10 protein-coding genes are annotated in these 13720 nt (G+C 48.0%); 6 read left to right on the top strand and 4 right to left on the bottom strand.

Features of this window, described 5'->3' with window-relative positions; genetic code table 11:
* Positions 1-43: 43 nt before the first annotated feature.
* Together CXL14_RS06100 and manA are read right to left on the bottom strand one after the other, a co-directional pair.
* Complete coding sequence (locus CXL14_RS06100) at positions 44-2689, bottom strand: N-acetylglucosaminidase (RefSeq protein ID WP_101287734.1); 2646 nt, start codon at positions 2687-2689, stop codon at positions 44-46.
* Between the two features lie 140 nt (positions 2690-2829).
* A complete protein-coding gene (gene manA, locus CXL14_RS06095; RefSeq protein ID WP_014419031.1) occupies positions 2830-3780 on the bottom strand; it encodes a mannose-6-phosphate isomerase, class I in 951 nt (316 codons plus the stop codon).
* A gap of 217 nt (positions 3781-3997) precedes the next feature.
* Here manA and CXL14_RS06090 point away from each other — a divergent pair, with 217 nt between their 5' ends.
* Genes CXL14_RS06090 through CXL14_RS06080 form a run of 3 tightly spaced genes read left to right on the top strand, consistent with a single transcriptional unit; the run spans position 3998 to position 7688 of the window.
* A complete protein-coding gene (locus CXL14_RS06090; RefSeq protein ID WP_014419032.1) occupies positions 3998-5449 on the top strand; it encodes a spore germination protein GerBA in 1452 nt (483 codons plus the stop codon).
* A 5-nt stretch (positions 5450-5454) separates the two neighbouring features.
* On the top strand, positions 5455-6561 hold the full coding sequence (locus CXL14_RS06085; RefSeq protein ID WP_014419033.1) for a GerAB/ArcD/ProY family transporter: 1107 nt from the start codon (positions 5455-5457) through the stop codon (positions 6559-6561).
* Positions 6558-7688, top strand: a complete 1131-nt coding sequence (locus CXL14_RS06080; RefSeq protein ID WP_014419034.1) for a Ger(x)C family spore germination protein — start codon at positions 6558-6560, stop codon at positions 7686-7688. The genes CXL14_RS06085 and CXL14_RS06080 overlap by 4 nt, the downstream gene beginning before the upstream one ends.
* A 3-nt stretch (positions 7689-7691) precedes the next feature.
* On the opposite strand, the gene CXL14_RS06075 is transcribed toward CXL14_RS06080, so the two are convergent.
* Entirely contained in the window at positions 7692-9104 is a 1413-nt protein-coding gene (locus CXL14_RS06075; RefSeq protein WP_014419035.1) for a bifunctional glycosyltransferase family 2 protein/class I SAM-dependent methyltransferase, read from the bottom strand.
* Positions 9105-9197: 93 nt separating this feature from the next.
* A complete protein-coding gene (locus CXL14_RS06070; protein ID WP_007407509.1) occupies positions 9198-10574 on the bottom strand; it encodes a sugar porter family MFS transporter in 1377 nt (458 codons plus the stop codon).
* Between the two features lie 304 nt (positions 10575-10878).
* Between CXL14_RS06070 and CXL14_RS06065 the strand changes: the two genes are divergently transcribed.
* The 3 genes from CXL14_RS06065 to CXL14_RS06055 all read left to right on the top strand — a co-directional run bounded on the left by CXL14_RS06065 (position 10879) and on the right by CXL14_RS06055 (position 13708).
* Positions 10879-11865 carry an LCP family protein gene (locus CXL14_RS06065; protein ID WP_014419036.1) on the top strand — a complete coding sequence of 329 codons (987 nt, stop codon included), beginning with the start codon at positions 10879-10881 and terminating at the stop codon, positions 11863-11865.
* Between the two features lie 154 nt (positions 11866-12019).
* Positions 12020-12877, top strand: coding sequence for a Cof-type HAD-IIB family hydrolase (locus tag CXL14_RS06060; protein ID WP_032876094.1), 858 nt, complete (start codon positions 12020-12022; stop codon positions 12875-12877).
* 105 nt (positions 12878-12982) lie between these two features.
* Positions 12983-13708, top strand: coding sequence for a sunset domain-containing protein (locus tag CXL14_RS06055; RefSeq protein WP_088056399.1), 726 nt, complete (start codon positions 12983-12985; stop codon positions 13706-13708).
* Positions 13709-13720 lie beyond the last annotated feature (12 nt).

Raw genomic sequence — 13720 nt, 5'->3', positions numbered from 1 at the left:
TTTGCATGAAGAAAGGGCTGAAGCATACACTTCAGCCCTTTTTTTATACTTTCATATACACGGGAACATCATAGTAAAGCGTATAGTCATCCAGCAGTGAGTATAAGCCGTACATGCGGTTTACCTGCTTATACGCCCAGCCGATGTCTGTCGCATACTGATGGGCCGCGGCTGGAGACCATCTCATTTTATACAGCGTATCCTGCTCGTATGAAGGATTGTGAATATAAGACGCACCGATAAATTGGGCTCCGCCGATAATCGCGGCTTCCGGAGTAAACCAGCCTTGATTATACGCGTATTGTGCGCCGTAGTAATTCGGGTTGCTGTCATAAGCCCCGATGCCGTACATGTTGTAAACCTTTTTACCATTATACATAATGCCGTTCGCAAGCTCTGACGTGCCATTGCCCGTTTCAAGCAAAGCATGCGAAATCAAATACACTTCATTGATGCTGTATTTGCCGGCGGCTGTAATAAAGGCCTGGCCTTTCCCTGTCAGTATTCCTTTATTGACCAGCACTTTTTGATTCAGTTCCGATGCGTTCAGTCCGGCTGTCTGAGAAAGCTTCAGAAATTGAAAGTAATACTTGCTGTCTTGTGCGAAGTGAGCCGGATTGACATACTGCCCGACTTCGTCACTGCTGGCGTTTCTCCAGCCCATGCTGAGTTTGGCCCAGCCGTTTGTCTGGCCTGTGATGCTGACTTTATCGCCTTTTTTCAACTGCCCGATAATATTGCCGGAGCTGACTTCCGGGGTTGACCGGACGTTCAGGACGTCGGCTGTGACCGTTCCGGAGGCCGTATTGATGTACGAAAGCGATGCATAAGCCGCGGCATCAGTCTGCGGGCTGACTGTCATTTGTTTTTTGACCATATCTGCCAGCGAGATGTTGTAATTGGTATTCATGATTTGCGGTCCGTTTTTTATTTTCAAAATAGCCATCGTCCACCCGTACAGCTTTTTCAGCTTTTGGGAGGCGGCGTCCGCTGACTGCGCTCCCGTGAATTGATCGCGAATGCGGAGTTCATAAACCGGATGGCTTTCACTCGTATAGCCGGCCTGTAATTGTTTGGCGCTGAAAAAGCTCATGCTTTTATTTAAAACGGTTTTACTGCTGAATGTTTCGGTTTTGATGACGTACTGTGCAGACCCGGTTTTCCCCGTCTCCTTCACAGTGCCGGCCGCTTTGTTTTGCTTGAAAAAAGCAGTCACGCGGTCAATGTCTTCCTTTTTAAGCAGCGGTGCCGTTTCAATTCTGAATTGTGTATACGCCGCTTCACCTGTTTTCTGTGCGGAGGCGGATACTTTTTTCCCTTTGAAAAAGTCCAGCGAACGATTGATTTTTGCCGTATCAAGCAGTGATTCAGTTGTGACTTGGTACGTTGTGTCCGTCTGCTTGGATATCGTTTTTGTAATGGCAGTCAGTTTATATCCCGCCAGCAGATTCAATCCTTTTTTTATCTTCGACTGGTCTGCCGTCTGCTGAGAAAGCAGCTGATATTCGTTTTCTGCTGTTTTTCCCGCCGCTGTTCTTGCCGTCTTTACATGCTGCTGGCGGAAATACGCCTCCGCTTGATCTGCCTGCGCAGCGGTAAGCTGCCCTGCCGTGATCCGATAAACGGACACTGATGCTGTCTTTTTGACAGGCGATGCGTCGCAATGCCATTTTTTCTTTTTAAAGAAAGCTTGAACGCTTTTCAGCTGCTTAGCCGTCAGTCCGCTCATCCCGACCGTATAATTATTTTTCTTGCCGGCTTTTTGATAGCTTCCGCTGACACCCGTATTCTTCTTGATTTGGGTGATAGCATTTTGTACGGCGCTTACTCCGTTAAAATATCCTGACTGCACGTTGTACACGGTTGCTGTTTTGCTTTGGGCATACTTTTGAACGTTCCCTTTGACGCCCGTTTTCTGCTGCAGCTGTTTCGCTAAACCAGCCGCAGCATTTGCATTTGAGATGTCAGAGGCTGTCACGGTGATATTCGGACTGGCCTTTGCAGTGACTTTCAGCGACGCCTGCAATCCTGTTTCCTTTTGAAAATCAGTTTGGATTTGAGCGGCTTTTTGATCGCCGGAGATTGTTCCTGATTGGATCTGAAACCGGGCTGTCTCCCGTTTGATCTGACGGTATGACGCTTTCACGCCCATCTGCTTCGTCAATGCTTGCGAGAGCGCTTTTGCGTCCGCTTCGGCCGCCATCTCAGAAGTCACGACCTGCATGTACGGCTGTTTTGTCCCCGCCGTCTTGACGGCGCCGGTCACGCTCGTTTTTTTCGTCAGTTCGGCAAGAAGATTTTTCGTCTGCCGCTCGTCTGATAGAACGCCTGATGTGACGGTCACGTACGGCTGTTTGCTTCCGCTTGCGCTGTAAGTGCCGGCCACACCCGTCTGCTTCGTAAAATCTTTCAGCACGGTTTTCGCATCCGTTTCATCGTGTAAGCCTGAAGCTGAGATTTGATAAGTGAGCGGCGTATTTCCGGCTTTCTTTGCGTCAGCCTGCCACCCCGTATCCTTTTTCAATTTCGCTGCCGCTTGAAGCGCCTCGTTCTCAGAACCAAATTGCTGCTTCGTTTCCAGCTCGTAAACGGAGTAGTCGCTGTATGCGGCCTCAGCGGGCTGTGCAAGGTTGCAAAAGACAAGGAAAACGGCGGACAATAACATAGGTGCAACGAATCTCTTTTTCATTCCTTCTCCTCTTTCTGATTCAATTGGTTTCTATCAAACTAGTTTATTTATCGGCCGGCCTTCTTCATTTTTACAGAGAGAAATCACCCAATTTTCCAAATAAAAAAAACTTAATCCCAGAGCTGGGATTAAGTTTGGTTTTATATATGAGAAACGATGATCGTGCAATCTCCGTTTATCGTAAAGTCAGGCATCTGATCCGGCAGTATGAAATGCGCGCCTTTTTCAAGCTTGGCGGACTTGCCTTCACAGATGATGGAGCCGCTTCCTTCTGTGACGCTGCACAGCATAAACGGAGCGTCCTGGGTCATTTCCGCCGTCCCGCTGATATCCCATTTGTATACAGAAAAATATTCTCCCTGCACAAAGGTTTTGATGGTGACGCCTTTTCTCGTTTCAGTTGATTCATCTAAAAATCCGTCCACATGAGGAACGGTCGCGGCGTTGACGGCATCGCGGATATGCAGATCACGCGTCCCGCCGTTCTGATCTGTACGCCCGTAATCATATATCCGGTAGGCGGCCTCTGAATTCTGCTGTGTTTCAAGCACGAGCGCCCCCGCGCAAATGGCATGGATGGTTCCGCTCGGCACATAATAAAAATCGCCGGGTTTGATCTTCACGCGGCGCAGCAGGCCTTCCCAGTCACCGCTGTTAATCATGGTGACAAGTTCCGCTTTCGAACGGGCCGTGTGACCGTATATGATTTCCGCATTTTCTTTACAGTCAATAATGTACCAGCACTCAGATTTCCCCGTTTCGCCCAGTCCATGCTCCTCGGCGTCATAATCGTCAGGATGGACTTTAACAGACTGATGATGTTTGACGTCCAGTATTTTCGTCAGCAGCGGAAAACGGTCCCCTTCCGTTCCGCCGAATAATTCTCTATGCTGATCCCACAGTTCCATCAAGGTTTTCCCTTGATACGGACCGCTTTTGACCGTGCTCATTCCGTGCGGATGGGCTGATATCGCCCAGCATTCGCCGGTTGTTTCTGAAGGTATGTCGTATCCGAATCGTTCGCGTAATAACGTGCCGCCCCATAGTTTTTCTTTACATACAGGCTGTAAAAAAATCGGCTCTTGCGTCATGTTCGTTCCCCTCCCCTTAAAAAGCGGCTCATATCCCATTCCCCCTGTGTCTTTTTTAAAACACGGAGGGAGCCGCGGTTAAAAACAATATGTATAAAATGGCTGACCTGCTCATTATACCATTCGGATGGGGCGGAATGCTCAGTCATTTCCTATTCCAGAATAAAATGCCTTGTTTGTTGCAAATTAAAATAACTGATGGAAAGGGGGGAACATTATGACGATACATGCGGAGCTCGGCAAAAACCTTGAAGCGCTGAAAAAACGGTTCGGCCAAAGCGATGACATGATGTTTTATTCGTTTACGTACGGAAACGGCAAATGTGACGCCTGTCTTATATATATAGACGGACTGACCGACAATCAATTGCTTGCGGAATATATTATTTCGCCCGTGCAGGCGGCCGCCCGGCATCAAGAGGAGCCGGCTGAAACAACGCCGTCATCCATCTCTTTCGGCTATCGTCACACCCGGCTTTCTTCACTTAAGGACGCGGAGGCAGACATTTTCTCCGGCAAATCGGTTTTGTTGGCGGAGGGATGGGAGGAAGCCCTTTCGTTTGAGACGGAAACATTTAAAATGCGTGATATTGAAGAACCGGCTTCAGAAGTGCTTGAACGGGGGCCGAGGATAGGTTTTGTCGAAAAGCTCCGAACGAACACGGCGCTGTTGCGCGAGCAGTCCGGTGATCCCAACCTCCAGATCAAAGAGATCACACTCGGCGAACGGACAAAAAAGCGGATCGCCGTTGCCTACATTCGGGATATCGCGCCTGATGATGTTGTAAAAGAAGTGATGAAAAGACTGGATTCGATCACCATTGATGACATTCCGGAATCAGGAGCGATTGAACAGCTTATTGAAGATAACACGTATTCCATTTTTCCGACCGTCTTGACGACCGAACGGCCAGACCGGGTTATGGGCGCTCTTTTGGAAGGAAGGGTCTCCATTCTTGTAGACGGAACGCCTTTTACCCTTTTGGTGCCGGCGACCATTGATGAATTTATCCACTCACCGGACGATTATAATCAGCGGTGGGTTCCGGTTACCTTTCTCAGGCTGCTTCGGTACACATGCATTTTAATCACGATTTATTTACCCGGCCTTTACATATCGCTCGTTACGTTTCACACGGGGCTTTTGCCGACGAGAATGGCGGTTACGATTGCCGGGAGCAGATTGAATGTCCCGTTCCCTCCTTTTGTTGAAGCGTTCATCATGATTTTTACGATCGAGATGATCAGAGAAGCCGGACTCAGGCTGCCGAAGCCGATCGGACAGACGATCGGCCTGATCGGGGGCGTGGTGATCGGGCAGGCGGCCGTTCAGGCGAATATTGTCAGCGCGATGATGGTCATTGTCGTATCCGTTACGGCATTGGCTTCTTTTACGGCGCCCTCCTATGCGTTCAATTTTCCGCTGAGGCTCATCCGTATTTTTTCGATGATTTTGTCGGCGATATTAGGTTTATACGGACTGATCATGTGTTATCTGCTTGTCGTCGGCCATCTGATGCGTCTGAAAAGCTTCGGTCAGGACTATCTTATTCCGATCATGGCGCAGCCTGGCCAAGACTTAAAAGATACGATCGTCAGACTGCCGACGCCTCTTTTGAAAAAACGGCCGACTAGAAAAGAGACGAAAGATAAAATCAAGCAAAGGTGATCCCCATGAAAAAACCGGAAGACAAGCTGTCGTTTATGCAGACACTTCTCATGGTAAGCGGAACAATGATCGGAGCGGGCGTGTTAACACTGCCTCGCTCCGCCGCAACAGCGGACAGTCCGAGCGGATGGATCATTATTCTTGTGCAGGGTGTCGTGTTTATCGGCATCGTCCTGCTCTTTATGCCGTTTTTGCAGAAAAACAGCGGGGAAACCATATATGAGCTGAATCAAAGCATCATGGGACGCGCCATCGGTTCTCTTCTGAATTTATTCATCAGCTGTTATTTTGTCGTCACCGTCTGTTTTCAAGCCCGTTTTCTAGGTGAAGTCATCAATTACTTTTTACTGAAAAATACGCCGATGGGTGTCGTCATATTCATCTTTCTGGCGGTCGGCATCTACCATGTGACCGGCGGGGTCTATCCCATTTCAAAGCTTTATGCCTATCTGTTCCCGGTTACGATCGTCATTTTGATTATGCTGCTTATATTCAGCCTGAGACTGTTTAAGCTGGATTTCGTCCGCCCGGTCATGGAAGGAGGCTACAAAAGCTTTTTTGAGATGTTTCCGCGGACCCTTTTGTATTTTTCAGGACTTGAGGTGATTCTGTATCTGGTGCCGTTTATGAAAAATCCGAAGCAGGCGAAAAAGGCTGCTGTCTTCGGCATCGCCAGCGCAGGCTTATTTTACAGCGTTACGCTGCTTGTCGTCATCGGCTGTATGTCGGTCGCTGAAGCCAAAACGGTGACGTATCCGACCATTTCCCTGATTCACGCCTTAGAAATCCGGGGTATTTTCATTGAGCGGTTTGATATCTTTCTTTTAATCACGTGGACATGCCAGCAGTTTACCTGTATGCTCGGCTCTTTTAAAGGGGCGCATATCGGATTAAACACCATTTTCAGACTGAAAAATAAAAACAATGCCTGGCTGATGGGGAGCTTATTGGCAGTGACATTCGGCCTTTCGATGTACCCCGATGATATCAACAGCGTGTTTGCATTCGCGAATATTCTCGGGTATACGTTTTTTGCCGTCATTATGATTCCTTTTCTCATCTGGTTTGTCAGCTGGATGAAAAAAATAGCCGGGAGGAAACAGACGTCATGACACTTTTCATAAAATGGGCGGCGGCGCTTTTCATACTGATGACGCTTTCAGGATGCTGGGACGCGAAGGAAGTCGAAAAGCTATCTTTCGCCCGGGGACTGGCGATAGACGAGACGAGTGACCGCCGATATAAATTAACCTATCAAAACCTGCTGCCCCAAAGTGAAAACAGCCAGGCTTCCGGCCGGCCCGTGTTTGTCAATGTGACGACGCGGGGGGATACCATTCTTGAAGCCGTCAGTGAAGTCGCTTTAAAAGATCCGCCCGTTTACAGCGATCATTTAAAAGTGCTGATATTCAGCGACAAATTGCTGGCCGACCAAAATATACTGCAGATGATGAATCATTTTATCCGCGATGATGAATTAAGGCGGAGCAGCTATCTCTTCGCGGTAAGAGGAAAAGCGTCCGATATTCTGACGGAGCCGACGCCGAATCAGCAGCAGCCCATGCCCGCGGAAAAGCTGATCGACCTTACGAACAACGGAAACTACAACGGGAAGATTTTACAACCGCTCCGAATCGGGAGAGCTTCAATTTACTGCCATAATAAACGCAGTTTTCTCATTCAGGCCGTCAGCAATCAAAAAGGAAAAACGGTGTATGACGGAGCGGCCATTATCAAAAACGCAAAACAAAACAGATTGGCGGGCTTTCTGTCACCATACGAAATACAGAGCCTGAATTGGCTCATGGGGACGATACGGGGCGGCGTGCTGCCCGCTTTGGATAAAGGGGGGCACCCGATTACCTTCGAGATCAAAAAATCAACATCCGCCATCACTCCCAGGCTGAAAAACGGGAAGCTGTCATTTCATGTAGCGGTAAAAACAAAAGGACTTTTGTCAGAGGATCAATATGCCGGAGAAGATTCATTCGATCAGCACTATTTAAACGGGCTGGAAAAGATTTTCGAAAAAAAACTGAAAAGCGATGTGAAAGAAGTCATCGATAAGCTGCAGAATCAATATGAAACGGACCCTGTATTCTTTTCTGACAGAGTCCGCATTCAATATCCCGACTATTGGAAGAAAGTAAAGCATCATTGGGATGAGACCTTCTCCGAAGCGGCTTTTGACTATGATGTTTCCATTCAGATTACCAACTTCGGAACGATGGGACGGTAGCCTTCAGCCTGTTTTTTCGACACGGAGGAGAATTTGATAAATCCGGCTTTGTTCGGGCAGCTGTGTCACCGGAAATTGCATCGATTGCGCCATTCGTGTGATTTCCTGTAAAAACAGCTGCACCCGCTCATCCACGTGAACATACGTATAGGACTGCTTTTTCACAGCAAATGTCTCTTCCGGAAAGAGTGTGCGCACCGTCTGCGGCGTAAAAAACCGCAAGTGGGTGCGGTCGAGAATGCCGGCGTCTCTGTATGTCCAGTCACCGAGCAGAAGCGGGAACAGCGCTTCGGCGTGGGAAATATTCGGAATGCTGCAAACGATTGATCCGGCAGGCGACAAATAGGATGAGTACGTTTCAATGACGCGCCACGGGTCTTTTAAGTGCTCAAGGATGTCGGCGAAAATGATGCAATCAAAAAAGTCTTCCGGATAAGGGAGCTTCACTTCTTCGACATCTTCCTGCAGCACCGCTTCATAGTGTCCTTTTGCCGCTTGCGCCGCCAGCGGGTGCAGTTCTATTCCGTACAGTTCGCAAGGCTGTCTGTTTTGAAGTTCCAGCCCCGTAGCCCCCGCGCCGCAACCGACATCAAGTATCCGTTTCGCCTCCCGGGGCACGAGCTCCGCAATTTCCGGTCTCGGATGAGTAAAGTACGTAAAATCAGTGCCCCATTTTTCCGTAAAACGCTGGCGGTTCTCCGAATATAACTGATTGATATTGATATCCTGATTAGCCGTAAACGTCGCGTGCCCGTGGTGATGCACAAAGGCATCGAGGGCGATGTGCAGGCTGTAGCCTTTTTGCAGGGCTCGCAGACATAGGTCATCATCTTCAAAAGAACCGTATCCGAATTGCTCATCGAACGGGCCGATGTCTTCAATGACGCTTCTTTTCACCAGAAGACAGAAGCCGACAAGGCGCAGCACCCGCTTTGTATGATGCTTTTCCCGTGCGCAATACGCCTCCGCGAATGATTCCAGCTCATCAAGCGATTGATATGCGTCATGGATCATTTGCGCGCCGCTGACATAGTTGCTGACGGGCCCGACCATACCGGTTTTTTCAGAATGATACAGCACCCTCAGCATGGAGGTGAGCCAATTTTTCGTGACCATCGTATCGTTGTTCAGAAACAGCAGATTTTCTCCCCCTGCCGCTTCGATACCCTGGTTGCACCCCTTGGCGAACCCGAGGTTTTTTTCATTTAGGATGACTTTGACGTCAGGCAGATTTGATATGTATTCTCTCGTTCCGTCTGAGGAACCGTTGTCAACTATAATCAGTTCAATCTTATCTTTGTCGGTGTATCGTTCAATGCTGGCCAGACATTTTTTCGTCAGCTCAAGTTCATTATATGTAAGGATAATAATACTCGTTTTCACCGGCATCCCCGCCTTTATCGTAACTTTATACAACGTATGACATATCCCCGTCATTTATGTGACCGGGCGCCCGCTCGGCATCCGTTTTGAGGGGCCGGTGAATAACCGCCCCCCTAAAACTGAATATTACGGATGAACTGTCCGCCGATTTGATTCTGATCCCGAGCCACCGTTACGGCTTTTCAGATCCTGCTCAATTTCTTCAAGGCTTTTTCCCTTCGTCTCGGTCACTTTAAACCGGACGAACAGGAATGCCAGTATCCCGATCGCGGCATAAATGAGAAATAAATAGCTGATGCCGACTGCTTCCATTAACATCGGATAGGTTAATGAGACAATCAATGTTCCGGCATGCAGCATCAAAGTGGAGACACCCGTCCCGATACCCCGGACATGCAGTGGGAATAATTCAGGAAGCATGACCCACACGGCAGGCCCCCAGCTGACCGCAAACACAATGATAAACAGGCCTAAACAAATCACCGTTGTCCATGATGCGGCTGCTGAATGTTCAAAGAAGAGATTGACCGCGGCCAATACGAGCAGACTGATGACCATGCCCGCATTTCCGGCCAGCAGCAGCGGCTTCCGGCCGATCTTATCAATGACTTTAATAGCCGCAAGCGTCATGATGACATTGACGGCGCCGATTCCGACCGTTCCCAATATAGACGCGGAATTGCCGAACCCGACACTGGTAAATGTTTTCGGGGCGTAATAAATAATTGTATTTGTCCCGATGAATTGCTGCAAAAAGGCAAGTCCGAGGCCGGCAATCAGCGCGGGTCTCACCCACGGCTCAAACAATTCTTTCAAGCCGCCTTCGTTTTCCTTTTCCGCTTCTTTCATCTGATCAATCTCATCATCAATATTCTTCGTTCCCCGCAATGATGAAAGGATTTCTCTTGCTTTCTCTTCTTTGCCGATCGTAAACAGCCAGCGCGGGCTTTCCGGCATAAATAAGATTCCGATCAGCAGAATGACTGACGGCACAACCGCAAGTCCAAGCATCCAGCGCCAAGCGCCTGCATCGGCAAATATATAGTTCACGATATAAGAAACGAGGATTCCGACCGTAATCATCAGCTGATTCAGCGAAGAAAGCGCCCCCCGTTTATGCTTCGGAGCCAGCTCCGATAAATAGAGCGGAACGATCGTTGTAGATGTTCCGACAGCCAGTCCGAGAATGATCCGGAAAAGAACCATCACCTCTGTATTCGGGGCAAAAGCGACTCCTAAACCGCCTATACAAAACAGCAGCGCCGCTCCCATGATGGCCTTCCGCCTGCCGAACCGGTCGGTCAGTTTGCCGGCGAATCCCGATCCGAGAATCGCCCCCGCCAATAACGAACTGACGACGAGGCCTTCTGTAAAGGCGTTCAGTCCCAGTTCTTTTTTCATAAATAAAATAGCTCCGGAAATGACTCCGGTATCATATCCGTATAACGCGCCGCCGAGTGCGCCGAAAAAATAGAGCCATTTATTCGAGTGTATGCTTTTCATGTTATGTAGACTCCCTTCATCCAACGCTGTATCCGCGCGGAATTGTTCTACTGCTTCTTTTGCCTGTTTCCGTCCGTTTCAAACCTTCCGCACCGTTAATATCCATTATTTTACTAACTATTTTTTACAAAGCGACGAAACATTTCCCGCTTCCTGCCGTCCAATATAATGTGAACCTGATGCAAAAATAACAGTAGATGTTGTCGAAATAGAGAGAAAGATTTGGAATTTTCTCATTTGAAGAGTTGCTCCAAGTCAACAATTATGGTACGCTTCACAAAGAATAGAAACGAGAGGTAATGATATGGAAGAACGATCTCAACGCAGAAAAAAGAAAAGACGCCTCAGAAAATGGGTGAAATTTGTACTGGTATTCGCCGCTTTCTTATTGGTGATCGCCGGTTCCGTCGGCACCTACGCATTTGTGAAATTGAATAATGCGACCAAAGAAGCGCACGTCAGCCTTGACCGCGGCGACCAGTCCGTAAAACGGATCAAAGAATTTGACCCGAAGAAGGATTCTTTCACCGTATTGCTTTTAGGAATAGACGCCCGTGACAGTAAGGGCGAATCAGTAGATGACGCAAGAAGTGACGCCAACGTGCTCGTCACCTTCAACCGGAAAAAGAAAACAGCGACGATGCTCAGCATTCCGCGGGATTCCTATGTCAACATCCCGGGACACGGCTATGACAAATTCGCGCACGCACATGCTTACGGCGGTTATAATTTAACTTATAAAACAGTAGAAAACATGCTTGATATTCCGGTAGATTATGTGGTTGAGAGCAACTTCGACGCGTTCCGCGATGTCGTCAATGAGTTGAATGGCGTCACGGTAAATGTGAAAAGCCAGAAAATTGCCGATCGTATTAAAGTCGATACAAAAGGAAAAGTCGTGCTGAAGCCGGGCGTCCAGACGCTTGACGGTGAGCAGGCGCTGGCTTATGTAAGAACACGCAAAGCGGACACCGATCTGATGCGCGGACAAAGACAGATGGAAGTGCTGAGCGCCATTATTAAAAAATCTAAATCGTTAAGCTCGATCCCATCTTATGACGATATCGTCGACAGCTTAGGGAAAAACTTAAAAATGAACTTATCTCTTAATGACGCCATCGGTCTGTTCCCGTTCATCACATCGCTGAAATCGGTGGATTCTTTGCAGCTGACAGGTTCAGACAGCTATATTTACACTCCTCAGTACGGCAAAAATATTTATTACTTCAAGCTGAATGAGGAAAACCTTCAAGAAGTGAAAACGAAATTAAAAAATGATTTAAACGCGTAAGATGTCACGGCGGGATTAGCAAATCCCGCCGTTTTTCTGTTGAAAAAAAGGACATGAAGGTATAGCCTTTTAACTGACGGCTTTCTGCTGATTTCGCACAAAGCTGAACATACTACATGAAGCAGCTTTATTTTTAAGGAGGGCATCCATACATATGAAATTGATAGCCATTGACTTAGACGGCACATTACTGAACTCGGACAGTGTGATTTCTCCGGAAAACAGAGCGGCTTTACAAAGAGCGGATGAAGCGGGCATTCTCGTGGCCATCTGCACGGGCAGAGCCACGTTTGATGTAAAAGCGCTCTTAAAGGATTTGGATATTCCGATCATTGCGGCAAACGGCGGGACAGTCCATGACAAAGGATACCGCCTCGTCAGCCGGCTCTTAATGGATCAGCAGGCCGGGAAGGATATCGCCGCTTATTTAACGGACAAAGACATTTACTTTGAGGTCTATACAGATGATCATCTGCTGTCCCCGTTTGACGGCGAGTCCAAACTGCAGGCAGAACTGGACATTCTGAAAAGCGCCAATCCCAAGGAAGATATTCGGACATTATGGGAGGGTGCAAAGACGCAGTTCAAACAATTCGGCATTAAACCCGTGCAGGATATACAGGCGATTTTTAACGGAGACGAACATGTTTACAAGCTTCTTTGTTTCTCTTTTGATATGGAAAAACTGAGAAACGCCAAAGAAGAAATTACACATCATCCGAAATTATCCCAGACATCTTCCGGGAAACACATTATCGAAATCCTCCCTGCCGGTTCCGGAAAGGGACGTGCTCTGACGGAGCTTGCCTCACTGTACGGAATTGAAAAACAGGATATTTACGCCATCGGCGACAGCCCGAATGATTTCTCCATGTTTGAAGCGGCGGGAAACCGCATCGCCATGGGCAATGCGATTGATGAACTGAAGGAAAAAAGCACGTATATTACAAAAAGCAACGATGAAAACGGCGTCGCATATTTCATCAACCGGCTTCTCGACAACGATCAATAAAAGGAAAAAGCCAGGTCTTTCACGGCCTGGCTTTTCACGTTTCCCAAAAAAGGAATTCCCAAAAATGAAAATAAATTGTAAGATAAAGAAAAAAGGAGTTTCATGATGTCGAATGCAATCGCTATTATAGGATGTTTAGCTTTTCTCTGCGCAGTCGGATACGGAATATTCCATCTCATATGCAAAGCGGCAAAAAAAGAAAAACATTTTTCAAAAAAGCTGTTTTGGCCCCTTCTCATCGGCGGATTTATCCTGCTTCTGACCGGCGCCTCCCTCGCAGAGCCGGACGCCTCGGCCGTGAAGGCAGAGGAGAAATACAGCACCCTTGATACCGCTTATCAAAAATTGACGAAGGAACACCAGGCGCTTGAGAAAAAATATGAAAGCATCAGTGCCGCAGCCGAAAAGGAGAAATCCGAAGCCGAAGCCGGCAATGAAGAAAAACTCAGCAAACTCAGCCAAGAGATAAGCGAGCTGAAAAAAACAAACAAATCACTCAAACAAGACAATGAGAAATTAAAAAATTCACAAAAGAAGCTCGAAAAGACCGCTGAAACGCTTCAGTCAGAAAATAAATCTTTAAAGCGGCAGAAAGCAGAAACAAAAACATCCGAAAACGCGGAAACGGCGCAAAACAACGCCCCTTCCTCCGGCGGACATGCCGAGACGAAAGCAGCCGGCACCTCACAGGGATGCGACATTAAAGGCAGCCGGAACGGCATTTATCACACGCCGGGAAGTACATACTACGACCGGACGACAGATCCCGCGGAAATGTTCTGTTCCGTAGAGGATGCGGTAGCGGCCGGATACAGAGCGCCGAAACGGTAAAAGAAAAAGACG

The sequence above is a fragment of the Bacillus sp. SJ-10 genome (assembly GCF_002843505.1).
Classification (GTDB): Bacteria; Bacillota; Bacilli; order Bacillales; family Bacillaceae; genus Bacillus; species Bacillus velezensis.
This window is presented reverse-complemented; position numbering and strand designations above follow the sequence as displayed.